This window comes from Hydrococcus rivularis NIES-593 (assembly GCF_001904635.1).
GTDB lineage: Bacteria > Cyanobacteriota > Cyanobacteriia > Cyanobacteriales > Microcystaceae > Hydrococcus > Hydrococcus rivularis.
This window is the reverse complement of record NZ_MRCB01000006.1, coordinates 64,374-86,829: the sequence shown is the minus strand read 5'-3', so window position 1 is coordinate 86,829 and position 22,456 is coordinate 64,374. Positions and strand designations below refer to the sequence as shown.

Annotated in this window: 15 protein-coding genes, 1 pseudogene and 1 CRISPR repeat array (1 of these 17 running past the window's edge); of the genes and pseudogenes, 1 reads left to right on the top strand and 15 read right to left on the bottom strand. The window is 40.5% G+C overall.

Annotation, left to right across the window (positions count from 1 at the left end; all coding sequences use genetic code 11):
* Positions 1-3,489: direct repeats of the CRISPR family, unit length 37 nt; unit sequence GTTTCAATCCCTGATAGGGATTTAGTTGATTTTAAAC (it extends 4,479 nt beyond the left edge of the window).
* Between the two features lie 225 nt (positions 3,490-3,714).
* From cas2 to NIES593_RS07320, 8 genes and pseudogenes are all read right to left on the bottom strand, one after another.
* The gene (cas2, locus tag NIES593_RS07355; RefSeq protein WP_073598962.1) at positions 3,715-3,987 is read right to left on the bottom strand and encodes a CRISPR-associated endonuclease Cas2; all 273 of its coding nucleotides are present in this window, start codon (positions 3,985-3,987) and stop codon (positions 3,715-3,717) included.
* A 20-nt stretch (positions 3,988-4,007) separates the two neighbouring features.
* Complete coding sequence (gene cas1d, locus NIES593_RS07350) at positions 4,008-5,012, bottom strand: type I-D CRISPR-associated endonuclease Cas1d (protein WP_073598961.1); 1,005 nt, start codon at positions 5,010-5,012, stop codon at positions 4,008-4,010.
* Between the two features lie 63 nt (positions 5,013-5,075).
* Positions 5,076-5,669: pseudogene (cas4, locus tag NIES593_RS24810) on the bottom strand (CRISPR-associated protein Cas4).
* Between the two features lie 25 nt (positions 5,670-5,694).
* Positions 5,695-6,531 carry a CRISPR-associated endoribonuclease Cas6 gene (gene cas6, locus NIES593_RS07340; protein WP_073598960.1) on the bottom strand — a complete coding sequence of 279 codons (837 nt, stop codon included), beginning with the start codon at positions 6,529-6,531 and terminating at the stop codon, positions 5,695-5,697.
* Positions 6,532-6,594: 63 nt separating this feature from the next.
* Entirely contained in the window at positions 6,595-8,874 is a 2,280-nt protein-coding gene (cas3, locus tag NIES593_RS07335) for a type I-D CRISPR-associated helicase Cas3' (protein ID WP_073598959.1), read from the bottom strand.
* On the bottom strand, positions 8,867-9,652 hold the full coding sequence (gene cas5d / locus NIES593_RS07330; protein ID WP_073598958.1) for a type I-D CRISPR-associated protein Cas5/Csc1: 786 nt from the start codon (positions 9,650-9,652) through the stop codon (positions 8,867-8,869). Before cas5d ends, cas3 begins: the two co-directional genes overlap by 8 nt.
* 181 nt (positions 9,653-9,833) lie before the next feature.
* Positions 9,834-10,847, bottom strand: a complete 1,014-nt coding sequence (cas7d, locus tag NIES593_RS07325) for a type I-D CRISPR-associated protein Cas7/Csc2 (RefSeq protein ID WP_073598957.1) — start codon at positions 10,845-10,847, stop codon at positions 9,834-9,836.
* Between the two features lie 12 nt (positions 10,848-10,859).
* Positions 10,860-13,559: a CRISPR-associated protein Csc3 gene (locus NIES593_RS07320; protein ID WP_073598956.1), complete on the bottom strand. Its 2,700-nt coding sequence runs from the start codon at positions 13,557-13,559 to the stop codon at positions 10,860-10,862.
* Positions 13,560-13,753: 194 nt separating this feature from the next.
* On the opposite strand from NIES593_RS07320, the gene NIES593_RS07315 reads away from it, so the two are divergent.
* Positions 13,754-14,614 carry a WYL domain-containing protein gene (locus NIES593_RS07315; RefSeq protein WP_073598955.1) on the top strand — a complete coding sequence of 287 codons (861 nt, stop codon included), beginning with the start codon at positions 13,754-13,756 and terminating at the stop codon, positions 14,612-14,614.
* Between the two features lie 37 nt (positions 14,615-14,651).
* On the opposite strand, the gene NIES593_RS07310 is transcribed toward NIES593_RS07315, so the two are convergent.
* The 7 genes from NIES593_RS07310 to NIES593_RS07280 form a co-directional block, all read right to left on the bottom strand.
* A complete protein-coding gene (locus NIES593_RS07310) occupies positions 14,652-15,788 on the bottom strand; it encodes a Gfo/Idh/MocA family protein (RefSeq protein ID WP_073598954.1) in 1,137 nt (378 codons plus the stop codon).
* Positions 15,789-15,858: 70 nt separating this feature from the next.
* On the bottom strand, positions 15,859-16,647 hold the full coding sequence (locus tag NIES593_RS07305; RefSeq protein ID WP_073598953.1) for a sulfotransferase family 2 domain-containing protein: 789 nt from the start codon (positions 16,645-16,647) through the stop codon (positions 15,859-15,861).
* A gap of 154 nt (positions 16,648-16,801) precedes the next feature.
* A complete protein-coding gene (locus NIES593_RS07300) occupies positions 16,802-17,947 on the bottom strand; it encodes a glycosyltransferase family 4 protein (RefSeq protein ID WP_073598952.1) in 1,146 nt (381 codons plus the stop codon).
* A 51-nt stretch (positions 17,948-17,998) separates the two neighbouring features.
* A complete protein-coding gene (locus NIES593_RS07295; RefSeq protein WP_073599043.1) occupies positions 17,999-19,231 on the bottom strand; it encodes a glycosyltransferase in 1,233 nt (410 codons plus the stop codon).
* A 97-nt stretch (positions 19,232-19,328) separates the two neighbouring features.
* Positions 19,329-20,300 carry a hypothetical protein gene (locus NIES593_RS07290; protein ID WP_073598951.1) on the bottom strand — a complete coding sequence of 324 codons (972 nt, stop codon included), beginning with the start codon at positions 20,298-20,300 and terminating at the stop codon, positions 19,329-19,331.
* A 5-nt stretch (positions 20,301-20,305) separates the two neighbouring features.
* The gene (locus NIES593_RS07285) at positions 20,306-21,592 is read right to left on the bottom strand and encodes an ABC transporter ATP-binding protein (protein WP_083602365.1); all 1,287 of its coding nucleotides are present in this window, start codon (positions 21,590-21,592) and stop codon (positions 20,306-20,308) included.
* The gene (locus NIES593_RS07280; protein ID WP_175561066.1) at positions 21,592-22,437 is read right to left on the bottom strand and encodes an ABC transporter permease; all 846 of its coding nucleotides are present in this window, start codon (positions 22,435-22,437) and stop codon (positions 21,592-21,594) included. Before NIES593_RS07280 ends, NIES593_RS07285 begins: the two co-directional genes overlap by 1 nt.
* Between the last annotated feature and the right edge of the window lie 19 nt (positions 22,438-22,456).

The following is a 22,456-nucleotide window of genomic DNA, read 5'->3' as shown; positions in this document are numbered from 1 at the left end:
TTTAAACTCAGTGTAATCGTTACCATCGTCAGCGCCGATTATGTTTCAATCCCTGATAGGGATTTAGTTGATTTTAAACTAAATCATTCTCTCTATGCCCTCTAGAATCGCGGTTTCAATCCCTGATAGGGATTTAGTTGATTTTAAACGAACCCCTGAAACCCGCATTCTCTCGTGAGCGCTGAGTTTCAATCCCTGATAGGGATTTAGTTGATTTTAAACTGATTCGGCTAAGAATCTCGCAGACTTAGCTCGTTTCAATCCCTGATAGGGATTTAGTTGATTTTAAACGTCGCCCGCTCAAGATGCTCAAAGCTAATCCTAGATACGTTTCAATCCCTGATAGGGATTTAGTTGATTTTAAACTGATAAAACCAATGAATTTTATCGAGAATTAGCGTTTCAATCCCTGATAGGGATTTAGTTGATTTTAAACTGCGAAATTCGTCCACCGTCTGGTGCGCACATAGTTTCAATCCCTGATAGGGATTTAGTTGATTTTAAACTATCCGGCCTCACACAGAGCTTCATATTCAAAGAAGTTTCAATCCCTGATAGGGATTTAGTTGATTTTAAACCCCGGCTTGTACCCTGAAGGTGGCTCGCCGGTAGTTTCAATCCCTGATAGGGATTTAGTTGATTTTAAACCCTGAAACCCCCATTCTCTCGTGAGAAGTGAAACCCTGACCGGTAGTTTCAATCCCTGATAGGGATTTAGTTGATTTTAAACGCGGAGGAGGGGGAAGAAGAGGAGGAAGATCCAGCGTTTCAATCCCTGATAGGGATTTAGTTGATTTTAAACTCTCAGGGAATAGGTCCGAATGCTTTATAAACTGTTTCAATCCCTGATAGGGATTTAGTTGATTTTAAACGCATCTCCGCAATCATCTGGTTGTCCGTCGAGGCGAATGTTTCAATCCCTGATAGGGATTTAGTTGATTTTAAACTCAGGGGTTTGGCTGCGCCTCCCCCCCCGGAGAAATTCGCATGCGTTTCAATCCCTGATAGGGATTTAGTTGATTTTAAACTGCCGTAGTCAGCGCCGGGATTCTTAGAATTCCACCCGTTTCAATCCCTGATAGGGATTTAGTTGATTTTAAACTCCGAATGCTTTGAGAGTACCTATAAGTAAAGAAAGAAACTGTTTCAATCCCTGATAGGGATTTAGTTGATTTTAAACCCCTCATCCTCACTATTAAATCTCCATTCGAAGCTGTTTCAATCCCTGATAGGGATTTAGTTGATTTTAAACTTCGGGAGAAGGCAGTGGCGCAATCTCAATCCCGTTTAGCGTTTCAATCCCTGATAGGGATTTAGTTGATTTTAAACAACTTCTCCCTGTGCGAATCATCGCTGTCTCTGGTGTTTCAATCCCTGATAGGGATTTAGTTGATTTTAAACGATTGACCTACGCAATCAAGCCGCTGAAAATGGATTGTTTCAATCCCTGATAGGGATTTAGTTGATTTTAAACATGCTGGTTTTGTGTTGTACAAGAAACCCGAACCGTTTCAATCCCTGATAGGGATTTAGTTGATTTTAAACCGTATTCAAGGAATTACCAGTTGAAAAGTATAGTGTTTCAATCCCTGATAGGGATTTAGTTGATTTTAAACAGTTCCACGCAATTGACTTTCACCCCCGTGAACGCGTTTCAATCCCTGATAGGGATTTAGTTGATTTTAAACAGCAGAGGGATTTCTCTTGGCAGTAAGAAAGCTGTTTCAATCCCTGATAGGGATTTAGTTGATTTTAAACATGTTAAATTCTTGGCTAGGCGGGGGGGGAGAAGCTGGAGGAGTTTCAATCCCTGATAGGGATTTAGTTGATTTTAAACACCAATAATAGTGCGTCCGGCTCAATCGATCAATCGTTTCAATCCCTGATAGGGATTTAGTTGATTTTAAACTGATTACTCCTAAGAGCACGATTTGTGGGAATGGGTTTCAATCCCTGATAGGGATTTAGTTGATTTTAAACGCATTTAGAGCCGCTGCCGTAATCGGGGCCACGGGGTTTCAATCCCTGATAGGGATTTAGTTGATTTTAAACGGATACCTAGCCTGGCAGATCGCCGAGCGACCGGTTTCAATCCCTGATAGGGATTTAGTTGATTTTAAACAACTCTCTGTCGTCGTTGTCCCTCAGGATTTACGTTTCAATCCCTGATAGGGATTTAGTTGATTTTAAACAATGATACCTCTCGTTCGACAGCCCGCTTTGTTGGAGAGGTTTCAATCCCTGATAGGGATTTAGTTGATTTTAAACATATTTTATGCGGGATTAGATTTTCTCTCTTTATTCGGTTTCAATCCCTGATAGGGATTTAGTTGATTTTAAACTAGGTACAACTACCCACCAACCCCGAAACCCTGAGTTTCAATCCCTGATAGGGATTTAGTTGATTTTAAACTTTGAGTAAAGGTGCAATGAATTCCGAAATGGGGGTTTCAATCCCTGATAGGGATTTAGTTGATTTTAAACTGGGTAATTCCTCATTTACTGAAGCCGTTGAGGCGTTTCAATCCCTGATAGGGATTTAGTTGATTTTAAACATAGCGATATTCTTTTGCAGTTGGTGTGCCGCCGGTTTCAATCCCTGATAGGGATTTAGTTGATTTTAAACATATTGATATACCCATTAGGAGATGTTATGGAGGTTTCAATCCCTGATAGGGATTTAGTTGATTTTAAACTTAAGGGCTTCTTTATACTTCTTTCTGTATTCTGTTTCAATCCCTGATAGGGATTTAGTTGATTTTAAACATATCAAGATTCACGGGGGTTGTCCAGAATTTGGTTTCAATCCCTGATAGGGATTTAGTTGATTTTAAACCTTTGAGCTATATTTACGCAAACCTAAATTCTTACGTTTCAATCCCTGATAGGGATTTAGTTGATTTTAAACCGAAGTCGCTATCCTTGCTGCCGTGGCGATTGTGTTTCAATCCCTGATAGGGATTTAGTTGATTTTAAACGACAACTAACGATTGACTGGGGAATCGAACCAGGTTTCAATCCCTGATAGGGATTTAGTTGATTTTAAACTAAACGGAAAGATAGTAACGCGTCCTACAGTGCGAAATGTTTCAATCCCTGATAGGGATTTAGTTGATTTTAAACTTGGGATTTATCTTCTATTGAATCCCTGAGATTGCTGGTTTCAATCCCTGATAGGGATTTAGTTGATTTTAAACGCCCAAGGGCGCCGAGCTACCCTTGCAGGGTGGGGTTTCAATCCCTGATAGGGATTTAGTTGATTTTAAACTCAACCAGGGCTTGGGTTATGTTCAAAGTTACCTGTTTCAATCCCTGATAGGGATTTAGTTGATTTTAAACTAAATATGAATTCGGCTTAACTAACAAACAACTAAAGGTTTCAATCCCTGATAGGGATTTAGTTGATTTTAAACTCTCAACCTCAATGATGCCCTGGAGCAGGGAGTATTCGGGTTTCAATCCCTGATAGGGATTTAGTTGATTTTAAACTGCGGAAAACCCAAAAACTTGCTGTATTTAGTTTTCGAGGTACAGTTGCGCGAGCTTCTTTTAAGCTTACCACAGTTTTAGTCAACCAACAAGCTAAAATCGCCAAAAGGCTTACTGGATAAAGTGCGCGACGGATTGAAACCACTATTTCTCTAAAAAAACTGAACCATCAAGCTTTTGAGCTTTTTCCCGTTTGCTTCATTTTTACACCTACCCTCTCGCGCACTAAACCAAGAAAATCGTTTCGTCGCGGGGTTGCTCTCCCCCAATTCGTTCAACTTTTCCTTGGCAGCAACCACAGAGAAAATAGAAGCGAATGCTGTCTGTTTCAGATTGAATCAGTTTGCTCAAACGAGAGCGAAGTTTAGCATATTGAGTTTCAGTTAAGTCGCACTCAAAAATACTATACTGCATCCATTGTCCGTAAGATTTCAGAATATTGTGAATCTTAGTCCGGCGTTTATTTTCCGAAATATCGTAACTAATAACAACGTACACGGTTCGACTGATTAATAAAATTATTTCAAAATCAAAGGTGGATATTTATCCGTTTCACCCATCAAATACTTTGCCAAGAGCCTTGCTTGAATTTCAAACGACTCTTGATAGGTACATTGACGCTGTAAAACTGGATGTTTAAACTTGGATTGCTTCTTTTGTTCGTACAATCTGAGAAAGATTTTTAAACCATCTGGCGTAAGAGAAACCGCATTGCTTAATGGTTCGGCGATAAAATCATTGGGCATTAATTTTCCTTGATTTAAAGCACTTAATACTACTGCATCTACTACCAAGGGACGAAATTCTTCCATCAAATCTAAGGCTAAAGAAGGGCGACCGTAACGTTCGACATGAAGATAGCCTAAATAGGGATCGAATCCCACAATATTAACTGCACTTTGAACGTCATGGCGCAATAAAGAATATCCTAGACTTAGGAGAGCATTTACTGGATCGGTTGGAGGGCGGCGATTGCGAGTTTTAAATTGAAAATTTGTTTCTTTAAGCAATCGATCGAAACAGCCAAAATAAGCTGCACTTCCAGCTCCTTCTAATCCTCGTAAAGAATTAATTGTAGAAGTTGTTTCAATGGGCGCGATCGCCTGTTCTAATTTCGTAATACTAGAATCGAGATCGAGGTCGGGACATTCTCGTCGTCGTCGCATCAAAAGATTGCGATAATTTTTTAATTTTCCTCGAACAAATCCTCGGACAACATGAATCGCTTGAGAAGATTCTCCGGCAGCTAACCATTGTGCTTTACGGACAAAGATATTCTTCGTCATTTCAGGTTCTAGTCTTCCTAGATAACGCCCTGTCCCTGTAAGGAAACTTAAGGGAATATGGCGTTCTAACAGTTCGTTGACAACTGCTGGAGAAACCGTAGCACGTCCCAAGATAACTACCCCATCAACCTTAATCATAGGGACATCTAAAAGCTGTTGTTTATTAGCTTTAATATTTAGTCTTTCATCAGTTTTGCCAACAAAAGCATCTTCTTGAGTAATATAAATCGTTCCCATTTTTTCTATCCCGATCTAAAAAAAAATCAATATCTTTCTATCCTAAAAGGGCTAGAGTTAAGGTTAAACAGCTTCTTGATAGCGTCCTACTTTATCAATTGCTTGCGGCAAACAGCGAGAATAAAGGCTACATCCTTGACATCGTTTGCTATAAATAGCCTTAGGCATAATTCCGGTTTCTAATAAAGTTGTTACTGCTTCAATTGTCGCCTGAGTTTTTGCTCTTAACTCCTCAGAGATTTCGACTAATTGACGTTGATGAGAATGGGCATAATAAACATAACCTGTAGTAATTTTTTGTCCTGTCATTTCTTCTAAACATAGGGCTTGGGCACAGACTTGCAGTTCATCATTATCCCATTCACCTCGACTTCCTCGCTTATATTCAACTGGATATAATTGTCCAGATTCTGCTTCAATTAAATCAGATTTACCAATCAATTGATATCGTTCTGATTTTAACCAAACCGCTCTAATTTGCCATTTATCTTCACGGTTTTATTCTGAGAAGGTATGAACTCGTTCGTGCAAACTCGTTCCTTCAATCGTATATTGATTATCGATAAATTCACCCGCACAAAACATCCGCCAGCAACGGTGAGGACAATAGGCATAGTGATTTAAGGAAGCAATGGGAATATAATCTGCTGCATTCATTTTTGTTTAAAAACTAAAGCGATCGCTAATTTGTTAATGAATTTAATGGTCGTAAACGTCTAGCCATTCCCATTCCCATCGTTGTTTTTCTACCCATCCCAGCGTAAAGGGCAAAGTCTGCTAAGGCATTAATTTGTTTAATGGTTAAAGAGTTTGCTTCTCCTAAAATTCGATAGGTAATCTCTCCAACACAGCCAATCAATTTGCTGCGAGAATCAGTAATAATTTCTGTGCGGATATCGAAAAAGCTAGGAAAAATTGTGTCTAAAGAAAGGGATGAAATTTCAATTCCACTGTATTTATTCCAACGACTGAGAAGACTATTAAAGACAACTTCTCTTGTTGGTAAGGAACTATCATATTTTCCCTGGCGAAATGCCATTGGAGTTGCCAGTGTAAACATAAAAGTACGTTCCGTTTCCGATGCTTGTTCGTAGAGTTGGGAATAGGTGCAGGCATTCGCCCAGGGATGCATCGATCGCCCAGTTGCTAAAATACTGGTAATCTGTAGGTCAGCCGATCCTAAATGCCAAGACCGATCGAGGTTAAGGTTCAGCCATAATTGCGTCAGTTTGCCAAACAAGGTGTCATCGAGTAGGGAAATGCGCCACCAGCAAGGTGTTCTTGCGGGAATGGGTTTGGCGTGTTCCCACTGAAGGCAATGGGAAGGGCGTTGGCGATCGATCTGTAGAGGAGAGAGGGTAAAAGCTTTGTCAGTGCGATCGTTATGGAGATAGTCACCTAATTCGCGATCGACGGAACTGACGAGGGTTAAAAAGAGGGCGTGGAGGTGCTGTCCGCTTAAATATCCTGGGGAAATAGGCGAGAGGGGAAGAAGGTTTAAGACGAGACTGTGAGGCATTGGGGAGAAGTAAAAGGTAAAAAGACTAATTATTGATACAAGAGAAAAAATTGCAATTTTGATTTAGATGATATAAAAATCTTCGTCGTCAGGGAGTTTTAGTTTTATGCCACTCATCGCGATCGCTAATATTCCTGACAAACCCGGAAAGAATGTATAGGTTTTCTCAAAATCGTTACAGCTAACCGAGATAGGATAGGACTTCAATCCTTGCTTGCTAAGTTGAATAATTATTCCCTGATTAACTTCAGTGGAAATAATGACTCCTGGAAGGAACTGCTTTTCTAATTTGGTCAATAGAGGGGTAGGTTTAATAGCCCCTTTTAAACTTCTTTGAATGCGACAATTTGCCAAAGCTGTCAATTTATTTAAGTCTTTATTTTTTAACTCTTCAATCGTTCCAAAATAGCGCCAAGCGAAACTTAAATCGTAAGGTTGCTCTGCCAAATTAACAATTTCATTTGCTCCATTGGATTCTGCAAACTCACAGTAGCGTAACAGATAAATAGTATCTACAATAGTTTCCTCCGATTCATCAAGTAAAAAACCATGAGGATCGCGGATTTTTAAATTTTCAAATAAAGTTTCTCGAAACTGAAATAGAGGAGCATAACTAGCACGCCACAGTTGAGCAAATTCTTTTAACTCAGTAGAAACATCCTCATACTTTTTAAATTCCTCTTCCCAAGATTCTATGGGCGTTATTCCTGCCTGCAAATCTTCAAAATGTTCGGGATACTTGACTTTTAAGAATAATTTGATAAAAGCTCGACTTCCTTTAATATATTGCAACTCCTTTTGAATATCCTCGATACGAAGATTACTGATTTCTTCCGCTCCTTTTAATGCTTTCATGCGATAGCGGTAGTAATTCCAGTCTCGTCTACCACCGAGAATAAGTTGCATTGCTTGATAAAGTTTGGGGATGAAATTAATATTAGGTAATCCCTCAAGACTTTCTTCTAGTTCTAATAAAGGACGAGCAATTTCTAAGAAGGCTTCCGATCGCCAATAAATTTCTAAAAAAGGGCGATCGAGACAAGCGATCGTTTCTAACTTTTGTTGCAGCTCTTTTCTTCCGCCAGAACAGTTCAAAGAAGTAATTCCTTGTTCCCAAGCTTTTGGCGGTAAATAGACAATAGCTTCCGAACAAATATCCGTTTCAGTTTTACCTAGTACACGCCCAACTCTTCCAATTCTTTGCCAAAACGAGAAACGATCTTTTGCTGAAAAAATTAGCCAATCTAAATTTTGTCGGGAAGGTTCGGGAGTTTTTTCAAAGTTAAAGCCTACGTCAACGGTACTGGTAGCTAAAATAATAGGTTTTTGAGCGGCTGATAGGCGATCCTGAAATGGAGTAGATCCTGTAATTCGTCCATAATATTTTTGTAATCCTCTAGTTTTCAATAAAGTAGCTAGGCGATCGATATTATATTTAGAATCAAGAATAACTGCACCATTTCGATTGGGTTGTTCTCGAAAACGCTTTTCGACTTCATTGGCAATTTCAAGCAACCATTCTTGTTTGTCAAGCTGAGGTCGAATTTCTAGATTAACAGCCGTTTGTGAAGGCAACTGATTAGCAGTTGTACTTTCTCCATCAATTCTAGCTATTTTCACACCCTGTTTTTCTAGGGCTTTTAGAGCTGATTCGCACGCTTTATCTGGAGTAGCAGTGAGTAAAACGACTCGTCTACCGTGCTGAAAAAATCCAAAGATAAAAGATAAAGCCAGATAGAAAAATAAGCTAACAAGTTGCTTGGCGTTATAAAGATGAAACTCATCGAATATAATGGTTGAAAATTTGCTATAAAACTCACTGGCTATGTTACTTTTATCATGTTTGTTATAAGCAAAAAATGTGGCATAGTAAAAAATATCGGGGTTAGTTACTAATAAAATGGGTCTATTCGCTCCGACTTCTGGAAAAACAGTTGCCGGATTACGCAAAAGGTTGTAAATTTTTTCTCCCGAACGTTTACCAACGCGATCGCTAGACCAATTCTTAATTTCTTGTGCTGAAACGGATTTAACAACGTGAGGCAAACCCGCTTCACAAATAAACTTTTCGGCAGCTTTTGTTTGTTGAGTAATTAAAGCATTTGTCGGAGCGATATAAACTGCACTCTTGTTAGGTTCGTATAACAAAACAGTTAAACCTGCTCTCGTTTTTCCCGTCCCAGTAGGAGCTAAATCTAGGATGATATCGTGGTTACGAGATCGTTCAAAAACATCAACTTGATGTTGTAATGCTCTACCCATAAAAGATAGTTGTTCGGGAAGAGGAGCGCACGCTGCAATGCTTTTAGGTTCTAAGGTAATTAGTAGTTTTTCATTAGCCATTGTTTCGATCTCCACCACAAAATTTTAAATTGATGGGAACGATAAATTCACCAACTTGCCATGCTTCTCCTCGAAAGCGAAGATTTTTTAAGAGGGAGACAGGAGGCATATTGACTAAATCAAAAGCGAGCAAATTAATATTAGGTAGATCGGCTGAATTGAGGTAAGTTTCGCTGTCATATTCACCAATAGGTAAAGAAATGATATCTAGGTCTTTTAAAATCCTGATTCGTACCTTACTCATAAACTTACCTAAACGGATATATTCGGGTAATTCTCGCTCTCCAAAGACAATGGTTTGAAAAGAGTTTCCCCGTTCGATCGCTCGTAACCGTCCAGTTTGGGGAAAATTACTTGGTCTGTAAGTATTCGGTTTTTTACCCGTTCGTTTTAGAGGTAAATCTTCACGGGAAGTTGCAACGCGATTATTCGTCATTGCATACCAATAAGCATCAGAAAGCGCATTAAAACGTTCAAAACGAAATGAAACTTTATCTGACCAAGCAGGTAATACATAGCAATCTAAAGGGGATAAATCTTCAACGTAGGTAGGTCTTCCTGTTGCCGCACCTATCAGGCGATAAGGCGATCGCGCCCATCCAAATCCATAGGCAAGTGCATAATTGCCAATTACGCCTTCAGTATAATAAGTATCTGATAACTCTCTAGAAGCGAAAAATACGGGTTCGGCACACCATAATTCAATGAGTTGAGCTTTTGTATAAGTTGGACAAGAAGTTTTTTTAGCTGGATTAAATGATAGTTCTAGCTGTTGCATAATATCCGATCTATTTGTTTAGAAGAATGCAACTCAACATCTAAAAAGATGGTGTTGTTGAGTTGCATTTTTATTACACTTTAAATTAAGCTTCGTCTAAAATTGTCGTAGTTGCTTTCTTCTTTTTGTCTTTTTTGGTCTCTATTTCAAGAAAACGGGCGTTGAAATCACTTTGAAAGAATTAGGTTGCTTTCTTCTTTTTGTCTTTTTTGGTCTCTATTTCCGCAGGAGAACGACGGAAATTTTCGTAAGATCTATCTAAGCGTTTGAGAAAATTCTCTTGTTCGTTTGGCGATAAATGGCGATCGACATCAGCAATTAAATTATTTAATTCATCTTCAGAAAGTTGCATAGATATTCCTCGCTTATTTATCCAAGTTGAGATCGCTTGCTTGGTTGCAGAAATTAACTCGTTAGTATTGAGAGGATGTTCTACAGGTTTTCCTGAAGCTTTTAGGCGATCGTGAACTGCTTGTACTAACTCTAGAGAACTCGGAAGTTCCGCAATTCCGCCAAAAACCCCTAAAATCTCATTTTCCATGCGCCCAACTCGACTAGACACTGCACCATAGCGAGTGGTTAGCAGAATGTTACCTAAGACATAACGCAACTCGTCGGCGGTTACATCTTTGAGCGTGACAATATCGAGAAAATGAACGCCTGGTTTGATATATTCGCTGGTATTGAGGGCGGTTGAAGCTGTCCCATTTTCATCCCGCATCGTCCCATTTTCAAAGATTGCATTAATTGTGCGATCGCCGACTAACTCCGTACTCGGTAACACGCTAAATGCATCCTCAGTCCAAACGCGACTTTTTTGTGCGCCTTCGCCTCCGGCAGCAAAACCGTAGAGAAAACAATCAATGCACATTTCACAGGGAGCATTCGTATTGAGAGAGCAAATCGAATCGCCTTTAGGACTGGTATAAAGAAGATTATGAGAGCGCAAGAATTCCCGTCCTCGCCGTCTTTCGGGTGCAACTTGTTTGCGCTTGGTCATTACCAAACGAGAAATAATATTTTTATCCTCTATTCCCGATCGCACAAATTCACTACACATTGGTTCGCCCGAACCTTCTGTCCGAAAAATTGTTTCGGAGTGAGTTGTTCTAAGAACAACTAATCCAATCGTGCGTCCTTTAGGAAAATTTTCATAAGTTGGCGCAAGAAATGGGGTGAGTTTTTCAACAGTCATAACTATCTCCTATTAATTAGATTCGATGGTTTCAAGCGATTCAGTTTCAGATAATTTCTTAAGTTGCTGGCGAGCTTCTTGAAGGAAAAATAAATAAGCAGGTTCAAGAGTTTTGCGATCGGCTAAAAGTTTTTCGGGACGCTCTTGATAGACTTCAGAAAACAGGTTTCTCAAAACCTCATAATACTTTTTGATTTGCTCGTATTTAGTTGTTCCAACACCATGTTCTCGAATGCGATCGAGACGAGTATGATAATTTTGAACCAAAGAAGCAAAAACAACTTCCCACGGGAGATGAGTTTTTCTTGCACGAATAGCTGCAATAAAATCACTAAACGGTTCGACTTGAGAGGTTCTTTTAAATGAACTTCCCCAGAGTTTTGCTTCTGCTGCAATTTGAGCAGCTTCTTTGAGGTACTTAGTCATCAGTTGTTCGCGTTTGTCCTGCATAAGACTCTTTAGTAAACTATTTAATGGTTGGCAAATCCGACTCCAATAGTATTCCCAATTTGGCTCGTCTTGTTCGCGTAAAATCCAACGAAATAAGACATAGTAAAAATCGAGAGGGCGTTTTGCCGCACGAGCTAGATCGTAAAGATAATCATCTCGATTCTGAGGGCTAGAAACCAAGACTGAAAGTTTTCCAATATCTCGTAATCTTTTCAGAATTTCTTCTGCGTCTTGACGAAGATACTGTCCATTTTTAAGGAGAGGTTGTAGCGTTGATGGGATTCCTTCAACTCTGCCATAAAGATCGCCCCAAGCTTCTACCTCTAAATTTCCGCTAATTGTAAAAGGGAAACCAAAATCAAAAGATAAAGAGAGTTCTAAAGCTAATCTCAGAGATTTTAGAAGAGCAACAGATGCATTAACATCTCCCCAAACGACAGGAATGATAACAGTCGAATGGATGAAATCAGGACGTTTAGGAAAAGCAAAACCAACGACTTTATTGGCTTTAAATTCCAAAATATTATCTCGATAGAGCTTTAATTCATCAACGGTTACTGTTCCTCCTTCTGTATTAGTAGCAGCAGCCTGGTATAAAAATTGTCGCCAAATTCTCAGTAATTCTGGACAAGTTCCTTGAGGTAAAGTAAAGTGTAAATAAAGTGGATCTTGTTTGTTGATTGCTGGAAAATTAGCCCCAACTGCCATTAATTGATAAGCTAAAACGGCTATTGAGTTTGCTCGTCTTTTTGGTTCCGCACTCATTCCGCCAGGTAAGCGATTAGAGAAAGATTGAACTTTTGTTCCCGGCGGCATATTATTAGAAATTAATTCTTCTATCTGAGTAGAAGGAGTGCCTAAAGAACAGCGTTGTCGAGGATTGGCATTAATATAAGTATTTAGTTCATCAATTCCTTTCCAATTGTTCGAATGAGGTAAATTTAGACTGCGACGTACTTCTGCAATTATCTCCTTAGAAACTTCCGAGTTTGAGTCTTCAGATTGTTTTCCTTTTCGCATCTCAAAAGATTCTCTCAGTGATGCTATCACGCCTTCCATTCCTGCTGAGGCTGCTTTGGCGGCAAATAAACAGCGTCCATATTGAGCATTAAATGGTTCGAGTGCCTTTCTTTGCTCTTCAGACAAACCTACTTGAATGGCAATTCGATTCCAAACTTCTTGAGGGCTAATTTTAACTTCTCTAATTTTAACTTCTCTATAGCTTAGATAAGCAGCTTTTAAGCCTTCTGATATAGCAAATTCTTCTGGATTAGTAACGGGTAGCAAACCTAAATTATTGGCTATAGTTAAAGCGTTTTCGCCTACTGTATTGCCCCATTTGTTAATATCTTGGCTAACTTTATCTAACTTAAACCCTGCTTTTTTCTTTTCAAGAAGCGAGCAAACGCAAATGAGAGCTTCTTCTAAATTTTGCTGAATCGCTTTAGGATCGACTTTAATTCCATCTTTAGTGGGACGGACGAGTTGTTCGATATTGCCACTAAAAACGCGATCGATGTTTTTCTGCCAAACTATAGCAATTTCTCTAGTTAAGTCTTGCTTTGGTAAAACTTCTCCCTCAAATAGTTCTCCATCTGGAAAAATTGCCAGAGGAGTCAGCCCATATTTTCCTAAAACCTCTTCGCAAGCACTCAGTAGTAGGGCAGTAATATAACCTTGGTCTTTTGAGATACTAACTTTAAATAGATGACTGGGACGACCAAAAGCTACCGTTAATTCATTTTCAACTTTACGAATTCGCTCTACTTCTGGAATACCAAGGTCAAATAAATCTGCACCAATGAGCATTGCTGTCCATTGTTTAATTGCCTCATCTTCAGGAAAAAATCTCATGCCATCGCTGGCATTATGACCTGAATGCCGTTCGATTAGTTTTCTAACTAGCTCAAAATCCTCTTCAGTAGAGACAAAATCTGAGACGCAAGCTAACTTCAACTGCTCCTGTAAAAAGTCTAGATCTCTAGCCAACTTTTTGACATTTCTCCCTAATGAATCTAATTTATTGAGATCGTGAACAGCCGTTGCAGCTAATAATAAAGGTCGCTTATCTTCTGAAACTTTTGCTTTTCGACTAACCGTTAAGACAAATTGACAAGCTGAGTCGAGATGTTCTGCTAGCGTTCTTCCTTTTCTGACACCATACTGGTAATGTTTTGCGTGTCGTTCGTATAAAGTTGGACGAATATCTCTAAAATATTTCTCTTCTAAAGTTTCCGGCTGGCGGTTCAAAAGCCGCGACATGATTTTCACCTCGTCAGTTTTTATTAGGTTTCCCAAAACAGGCATTCGGATCGAAAAAAGTGCGAGATAGTAAATTTTCTTTACTTACCTCTCTTTTATACTAAAAATGTGTACTTGATTAATTGATATTTCCTATTTTGTTCCTCAAAATAGAGATAGTCAAGATAAAATACTTATAAAATGTACGTACAAATATGGGACGTAAAGGTCAGTCAATTACCCTGTCTGTTTCAGAACGAGATAAGAAAGCACTAGAAGAACTGGCTTTAGAATTTGGAATGACTTGGGGCGATCGCCCGAACATCTCCAAACTCATCGAAGCGATCGCGCGCCATCACCTTCAGATCGCGCCCAATCACGATTGGACGCAAAATCGCATACAAGGGTTAGAAACAGCTAGAAAAGCGCTATTAGATTTAGGAAAAATCCCTGAAGCGAGAGAAATTGCCCAAATACTTCAGGAACGTAGCGAACTTACGATTCCCTTGAGAGCAGAAATCGAACAGTTTCTCAAAAACCCTCAACCTGCATGGCGACGACAAATTGATAACTTCATCCACCAACAGCAACCTTTTTGCCTGTCTTATCGGGATGCAGCCGATCGCCTTTGGGAGTACACTATCGTACACGCGCAGATTCGACTATTAGAAACAAAAAGAGAATATCTAGTCTGTCGCTGCGAAGAATTTGAAGGAAATGAAGATATAGACGAACTTTGTCACAATTGGACGCTGCGGCTAGATAGAATTCAAGAAGCGGCTGTCGTTGCGATCGCTCGCCCTTGGAAACAAGATTTAGAAAGAATTGCTGTAGAATTTCACTTGTCCGGGAGGCTCGCTTTTGCCTATCATGACAATACAGGTGAAGATGAAACGATCGGCGATCTCGAAGGCAATCCGCCCATTAGACGAGTAGTGAGGAATATTTTTAGTACCTTCTGGTTTTTCCGAGATATCTCAAAGTATTGGGAAGACTGCGCGGTTGTTTCTCCTGAAATCGTGCGCGATCGCATTAGAGAGAAAGTCAAAGCAATGAGTCAGCAATATAGTAGCTGAATTAAAGCTGTAGCCTCAGTGTATTTAAAAGGCGTTATTAATTCTCTCGCGTCTCTACATCAGATAAAAACGCATCCAAATCGGGCACATTCACCCAACAGCGATGTTCGTTCGATTGATGTGTCAAATCCATCAGCAATTGAGAATAAACCCCCTCCCGCAAAGAAGGAACCAAAGATTCTCCCGCATCGATAGATTCTACCCAGCGATCGACCACGCGAATAAACGGTGCCAAACGTCCATCGGTAAAGACTTGAGGAAACGCCAACCGCTTAGGAATTTCTACTTCTGCAAGCGATTTTCCGGCAGGTGCAGCCATTAAGCGAAAGCCATGTATGTAATCCTTAAGATTGTCGCTGCCTAAGACTAACGTAGCGCGATCGCCGTAAACTTCTAGCCAATGTCCCCGTCCTTGATACGTCACCGAACTAATCGATAGTTGACAGGGGGTGCCATCTGCCAACTCTAAGATTATCAAACAGGTATCGTCTGCATCGACGGGTTTTAATTCCCCTCCTGCATTGGGATCGGGTCGTTCTTTAATGGCGCAAGTTAAATTAGCGCACAATCGCTGCACCGAACCAAAAAGCCAGTTAATATAATCAAAGGCATGGGAACCGATTGCCCCTAACGCGCCTCCTCCCATATCTTTGCGAGAGTACCAATTCCAAGGGCGTTCGGGATTGGCGCGACTGGCTACCAACCAATCGATTTTAATCAAGCGCGTTTGTCCGACATAGCCTTGTTGGAGGTATTCGGCTAGGAGTTGCCACGCGGGAACAAAGCGAAATTCAAAGTCAGCCGTCGCTACCAAGCCTTTTTTCGCCGCTAGATGATACAGTTCTCTAGTTTCCTGCGCCGACATATTCATCGGCTTTTCCAACAAGAGATGCTTTCCTGCCTCTAGTGCCATTTTTCCCATCTCGTAGTGCAGAAATGGCGGGGTGGAAATACTGACCGCCTCAACTTCGGGTAAGGCAAGAATTTTCTCTAGTTGGTTATAGGCGTAGGGAATGTTATGGGAATCTGCGATCGCTTTTGCTTTTCCCAAATCGCGGTTGTAAACGGCGACGACTTCGGTGCGCGGATGGTGCTGAAATCCAGGGATATGGATGGCTTTACCAAAACCCGTCCCGACTACTGCTACGCCAATTTTACGCTGTTCGGTTGACACGGAATTTCTCAGGGATTTAACTCGTCAGCACAATTTATTATCCCATGAAATTTTCAGGCGATCGCATCACTCACAGAGGCAGAATCTCCGAAAGATACTTCTTTTTAGCATACTCATAAAGTTCTATGTCAGGTTCGCATACTTCCTCAATCTGTTGAATCATCTTGTCATCTACCTGCGGACGAGAAATGGGATTTTTATTTTTGTGAGGGATTCTTAAACTCAATCCAAATTGATTTTTAAATCTTTCAACAAAAATATTGATATGCTCCAAAAAACCAACCAACTGAAATTTATCTAAATTATCTTTCGCTAGTTTAAGTTTTTCTTGAACGCTACAAGTCTCTTGAGACGAAGCATTGCTGAGGTAGTTAATATAAGAATGACCTCTTTCTTTTCCTTTATTCGATCTAAGATAATTTGGCAAATCTTCACTTACTCTTGCATGATCGTCTTTTTTAAAAGCATCATAAAAATATTGAGAGATATATCTTTTTATAGGATTTCTTAAAATAGTTATATAAGCATATTGGCTCTGATAAGCATTCCAGATATCTAAATTAAAACGCACGTGACCGCTAATATATTTTGTTCCTTTAACCATTTCATGAAGGGCTAAATACTGTCTAAAAACAAACATGTTATAGTCTCGACTTGAAGCATTATCGGGGTTGCATAGTATTTTTGAGGCTGTTTTTGAAAAAGCAGGATCGACATTGTAAGAGCTTCTTTTGTAAAAACGAGCGATCGCACTATCTACAGAACTACCTCCCGTCTTAGGGATATGCATAAAAAATATCTTTGGTTTCTCTGGTGCTATTACGTTTTTGATTTTTTCTGTTAAAAACAATTTGTTCATATTTAAAATCCCTATAAAATAATCATTATTTTTCTCTTTTCAAGGAGAGGCTTGTACCATGAATTACGAATTACGAATTATTTGGTCAGTTATTTTTCGTATGCTTTCACAATTAAGACATTATCTCAAACAAAGAGTAGCAGATTGCCCATCTTCAAAGTCTTTGTTTTAGCGAGGGAGTATCTTTTTTGCAGTACTTAAGAATTGCTGCCGCTCTTTTTTCGTAAGATAGCTCCTGAGCCTTACCAAGCCCAGATACTCGAAGCTGTTCTGCTCGTTGCTTATTAGATAACAGGTTCGCAATCCCTTTAGCAAGCGCTTCGGGATTGTCGGGTTCTACAAATTCAACTTCATCGTCGGTTAACCAGTCTCTTAGAGCCAGGATATCGGTAGCAACTATCGGAGTGCCAGATGCCAAATACTCGCCTAACTTGACAGGACTCGTCCAAGCAGCACTCGGATGGTGTTGCGAAGGGGGAAGAAGCAAGACATCTGCATGCCAGAGAAACTTTGGCACTTCTACTTGTGGCTGGAGTCCGTGGAAAGTGACATTGTCTAACTTGAGTTCCTGCGCTCGTTTCTGTTGCCTGTTAATATCCTCTGGCAATCCGCCTACTAAATGAAAGTGTATGTCGGGTAGCTTGGCTGCGGCTTCTAGGACTGTGGGAATTCCCTTGTAATCATATAAATGCCCTACATAAGCGACGTTTGCCCGATTTCCTGAATAAGGACTTGGTGGCAAGTGTTCTGGGCGTTGGAAAAATTTTAGATCGACTGCATCACAAAGTACGATTAGCTTATCTTTAGGCACGCCCAGAGAATGGTAGTAGTCAACCAGACGATGGGATATCGTTACCCACACAAGGAAAGCGCGATCGCGGGTGAGTTCTACCAGACTCAGGAAGGGAATTGTGTTGGTGCCCACATGTGCGTGGCTTTCAGCAACAGTTGGGATTCCATATTTACTGGTTACGGTTAATCCGGGATAGCCATCGTTACGGGCGTAAACTAAATCGGGTCGGATCTGAAGTACAAACGGTAAAGCTAGTAGAGCAAACCACCTATATTCGTTAATCTTGTGACCTAGAATTTTCTTGGGCAATTGCACCCAGCGCAATGGTTCCGTTAGCCCGTATATTTTAGCCAGTTTGTCGGGCGATACTGCACCCTCTGGTGCTTGGCAGCAGATAATGGTAACTTCATGCCCCAGCCTAGCAAAGCCCTGAGCCATCTTAACCGTATTAATAACGTGAGCTTTCTGAGATGAGGCTTCAAAGATACTAGCAACAAGGATTCGCATAGCTATTGGTCTCAAAACAAAAAGGAAAATCTCAGGGAAGAGCGACTTATTTCACGTAAAAGCCGCTCTCAGGTTTTGTTGGAGATATCTAATCAAGTTTTTCCCAAGATTGGCTGTGTCTCGATCGACTTCTTTTAGCCTTTCTGCTGAAAATTCTACGATGCGCTTGGCTCGCTTATCCCAAGTAAAGTTTTGTACCTCTTGGAAAGCACGTTCGGCAATATTATTTGCAAGAATAGGGTTCTCCAATAAATTCGCGATCGCGTCTTTGAAGGAAAGCGGTTCGTCAGGCTCTGCTAGCAAAGCGTTTTCGCGATCGCGCAATACTGTCATAATAGTCGGTAAAGCCGAAGCAACAATCGGTCTTTTAACGACCATATATTCAAATAGTTTGAGAGGACTGGTGGTTTCGCCTAAATGCCAGTACTTACTCGTTGGAACGATTAAGACATCTGCCGCATATAAATACGATGCCAACTCGGTTTGCGTTACGTGACCGACAAGCTGTACGTTATGTAAATTAAGTTTGTTACACTCTTGTTTGACGCGATCGATATCCTCAACCCATCCTCCTACCAAAACAAATCGGCATTCTGGCATCATGCGGGCAGTCTCCAGAAGCGTTGGAATTCCTTTGTATTCGTACAAGTGACCGGAGTATAAGATGATTTTTTCAGCTTGAGGAAGGGATAGCTTTTGGCGAGCCAAATGTTTTTCTTGGTAGGGAAGAAAACTTTGCACATCCACGCCGCTATGAGCGACCAATACCTTTTCGGGACTGAGACCAGAGTTGATACAGCGATCGGCTAATCGTTGCGATATGGTAACGAAACCGATAAAGTTTTTGTCAGCAAAAAATTTGCGGCTCGAAGAATTATCGTCGATTAGTTCGTGCTTTTCCCAGAGAACGGGTACGCCAATTTTTAGCAAGCGATCGGCAATTAGAGTCGAGCGAGTAAACACCAAGGAAGGAGATTTCAGGCAAGCATACAATAGCACTAACTTAAAGTACCTGTAACTTTGATAATCTTGGGGGAAAGGATACTTTACCTTAATGTGTGTTGGCAAGCGTACTAGCTTAAAATGGCGATGTAAGCCATACCAATTTTGAAATTCGCCATCCATACCCGTGAAAGCCGATCGAAGATCGCCACCTGTCACTAACTCAAAATTTTCGAGCTGTTGAGATAAAGCTTGTGCCATCTTAGCAACTTGTATTGTATGAGCCATTTTTGAAGGTAAGTTGCCATTAGACAAATAAAGCAGGGATTTTAAGGTTGCCATATTACTTTCTCTAAAAGAAAAGTTTGGTAGAGCCGCTAGATATCGTGTTTGTACAAAAAAAAGGAAAAAATGGGCGACGATCGCTACATCTAATCCTTTAATCCTTCTTTTCCTGCCTCGCATTGGGCATTAAAGTATGACCGATACTCTTGAGTGTACTCACTGCCAACTTCTTAGTGCGATGTCCTAACTGGCTTAATGGGGTTTGCTCTGTTGAATCTTGTTGTGGCTGGGGAATGGGTAAATGATTCACCTTGTATTCGTAACCAAACCTTTTAGCCATCGGCTCTACCTCTGCCTCAAACTCGCTAATCTCAGTACTATTCCAGGTAGCAATAGTAGGAACGTGAGATTTAGCATTGGGTCGGCGTAGCGATAATTGCTCGTATATTTCCGGCGCGATCGCCGACTGAAAGCCAAAAAACTTGGCAATTTCTAGATAGCGGCTGTAGGAAAAATCTTCGAGCTTTTCTATGCGCCAGTGAGTTTCGGGTATGCGCTCAAACTGTTCGAGAACTTTAGCATTAAGTGCATTCCAGTACCAAGCAATTTTTCCGATGCGGCTCATTTGGTTCCAGTGCAGGAACTTCTCTCCAGAGGGCATAATTCGTCCTAGAGAGTGATGGAAAGACGCGCAGTAATCTTGATAGCCTGGTGCCAGATTGGGATTAGCTCGTATGACGGGTTTGTTGTACCATCCTTTCTTTAAATAGGAATTCACAACCCGTTCTGGAGAGCGGATTAGGAGAAGAAATTTGGACTTAAAGCGATCGTATAGTTCTTGAATAGAGAGGGAAAGATGAGCGCTTGCCTCGAAAGAAAAAAGATAATTTTCTAAATCCTGTTGAATTTCGTATTCTTTTGTTTGTAAAAATCCCTCGCTATCCACTGGCAAACCATACCATTTACAGTAGCGATGAAAGGTTTCATTCAAGGGATTGCGTTCGTGAACTGAAGAAACAATTGGTTCTAAATTGATAACCCTAGAAATAAATTCAGTGCCACAGCGACCCGTACCAATAGCAAACACTACTCGCCCTTTAAAATTAGAACTTTGAGAACTAATCATTCCTTTTATTGTTTGCTCGCAATTTCCCACGACCTTTGTTGATTAATTAAACTTATTCCCATATTAATATCTGATTTAACAGTAAACTTAAAAGATTCAACCAAATCAAGAGTGCCTAGCGCTCCTTCTTTAAGCTTAATGCTCATAGTATATGCACCTGGTACTAAGCTTAGATAAGGAATTTTAAGCTGGATTTCATGCTCTCCTATCCCTGCTTCAAAAGGTTTTCCATCATTTTTATTACTTAAAAACAAAATTGGATTGCCTTGTTTGCGTAATTCTGTAATTTTTAAGTGAACATTAACATCACTAAATTTTTTATGAGCGCGGAAATTTATGCAGAAAATGATGGGTTCGCCACTAATAATCGATTCGACAATATCACCTTCAAGAGATTTGAAATAAATTGAAATTAAATCCAAACCCAAACTTTCATGTTCTAACTTTTTTGGTAAATACAAAACTCCTGGCGTGTTTTCCCTCCCTTCTAAAAATAAATCTTTTTCATACTGATTGAGAATTGTTCCTGTATCCCCGAAAGCAACCAGTTGACCTTTTGATAGATAAACTGCAGAGTCGCATACATTTAAAATAGCCTGCGTGTTGTGATTAACTAAGATGAAAGACACGCCTTGTTGGTTTAGCTCATGTAGCCTGCGATAACATTTAGCCTTAAATTTAATATCTCCCACAGCCAAAACTTCATCGATTAAAAGAATATCTGGCTGTGTATGAATGGCGCTGGCAAACCCCAACCGTGCCGACATTCCAGAACTATAGCTCTGCACTGGTGCGTCGATCGCATCTTCAATTTCCGCAAAATCGACAACTGCATCAAATCTTTCATTAATTTCTTTAGTAGACAAACCCAAGATCGACATGTTGGCATAAACATTTTCTCTTCCCGTCAAAATTGGATTAAATCCCGCTCCTAGCGCAATTAGCGGAGCCAATCGACCTCTCACTCTCACACATCCGGTATCTGGCTTAATTAGTCCGCTAATAATACGCAATAGCGTACTTTTACCAGCACCGTTTGCCCCGACTAAGCCTAGTGCTTCACCTCGCCGCAGTTGAAAGCTAACGTCTTTTAATGCCCAAAACTCACCCTTTCGCAAGCGATCGCTTTTTCTTCGACCTCCAACTAAATCTGTAGCAATATCTCGAACGCCGTAAAATAGAGACTTTTTCAAATCTCGGCAAAACTTTTTAGAAATATTTTCAATAGAGACAACTATGTCTGTATTCTCAGGCTGAGCGTCAATTTGTCTATCTTGAATCTCATTTAGCATTATGAACTTATCCTCTCAATAACGTAAGGTAGCGCTAGGCGAAAGGCAATCCATGTTAGCACTAAGCCAACGATGGTCATAATACTTACTATCCAAAATCCCAATGGTTGTGAGATGACTCCGGTTGTTGCCAACTCGCGCGTTGTTACCAACAGAGGGGTGACAGGATTCAGTTTTACTAACACTCCAAAAGTTCCCTGGCTTGGCACCGGATAAATGACTGGAGTCAAAAACAGCCAGAATCCTGTCGCCATCGTTATGCCCTTTGACACGTCTTGATATAAAGCTCCGAGTGGAGAGAGTAGCATACCGATTAATGTCCCCAGCATAATTAAATGAATCAGTGCCACAGGAGCCAAAATTACCGTCCAACTAACGGGAACCCTAAACCAGACAAATAGTGCCACAATTAGAATCAGCTTGATAGCAAAGTTGAAAAACACCTCGCCTAACTTGGCTAAAATAATTGCTTCTCGCGGAAAATTGACTCTGGCTAGCATTGGTTTCGCCAATGTCACCGCTTGCACCGGACCATTTAACGCTTCCACAAAAGTCTGCCAAAGTGCCGTGCTGAACATTACATAGGCTGGATAGGGTATATCTGTGACGCTCACGCTGATAACCTTAGCATCATTCGCGAGCGTAAATCCGGCTGCCATAAAGATTGGCGGTAAAAATGCCCAGGCAATCCCCAAAAATGACTGACGGTATTGAGCTTTAAGATCTCGCACCATGAGTCGCCAAGCGAGTTCGCGAGAAGCGAGCAAGTCTCGCCACATCTGTTTAAAGAGTTGAACTGGATGTCTGAGCAAGCTCTCAGGCGTGTGAACTATCTCAGGTGGCATCCGAATCCTCTCTTTTGAC

What these genes read in the sequence shown, in the direction of transcription:
- cas1d (WP_073598961.1), bottom strand. Translation starts at nt 5,012, where the DNA reads ATGGGAACGATTTATATTACTCAAGAAGATGCTTTTGTTGGCAAAACT.
- cas6 (WP_073598960.1), bottom strand. Translation starts at nt 6,531, where the DNA reads ATGCCTCACAGTCTCGTCTTAAACCTTCTTCCCCTCTCGCCTATTTCC.
- cas3 (WP_073598959.1), bottom strand. Translation starts at nt 8,874, where the DNA reads ATGGCTAATGAAAAACTACTAATTACCTTAGAACCTAAAAGCATTGCA.
- cas5d (WP_073598958.1), bottom strand. Translation starts at nt 9,652, where the DNA reads ATGCAACAGCTAGAACTATCATTTAATCCAGCTAAAAAAACTTCTTGT.
- cas7d (WP_073598957.1), bottom strand. Translation starts at nt 10,847, where the DNA reads ATGACTGTTGAAAAACTCACCCCATTTCTTGCGCCAACTTATGAAAAT.
- NIES593_RS07320 (WP_073598956.1), bottom strand. Translation starts at nt 13,559, where the DNA reads ATGTCGCGGCTTTTGAACCGCCAGCCGGAAACTTTAGAAGAGAAATAT.
- NIES593_RS07315 (WP_073598955.1), top strand. Translation starts at nt 13,754, where the DNA reads ATGGGACGTAAAGGTCAGTCAATTACCCTGTCTGTTTCAGAACGAGAT.
- NIES593_RS07305 (WP_073598953.1), bottom strand. Translation starts at nt 16,647, where the DNA reads ATGAACAAATTGTTTTTAACAGAAAAAATCAAAAACGTAATAGCACCA.
- NIES593_RS07300 (WP_073598952.1), bottom strand. Translation starts at nt 17,947, where the DNA reads ATGCGAATCCTTGTTGCTAGTATCTTTGAAGCCTCATCTCAGAAAGCT.
- NIES593_RS07295 (WP_073599043.1), bottom strand. Translation starts at nt 19,231, where the DNA reads ATGGCAACCTTAAAATCCCTGCTTTATTTGTCTAATGGCAACTTACCT.
- NIES593_RS07290 (WP_073598951.1), bottom strand. Translation starts at nt 20,300, where the DNA reads ATGATTAGTTCTCAAAGTTCTAATTTTAAAGGGCGAGTAGTGTTTGCT.
- NIES593_RS07285 (WP_083602365.1), bottom strand. Translation starts at nt 21,592, where the DNA reads ATGCTAAATGAGATTCAAGATAGACAAATTGACGCTCAGCCTGAGAAT.
- NIES593_RS07280 (WP_175561066.1), bottom strand. Translation starts at nt 22,437, where the DNA reads ATGCCACCTGAGATAGTTCACACGCCTGAGAGCTTGCTCAGACATCCA.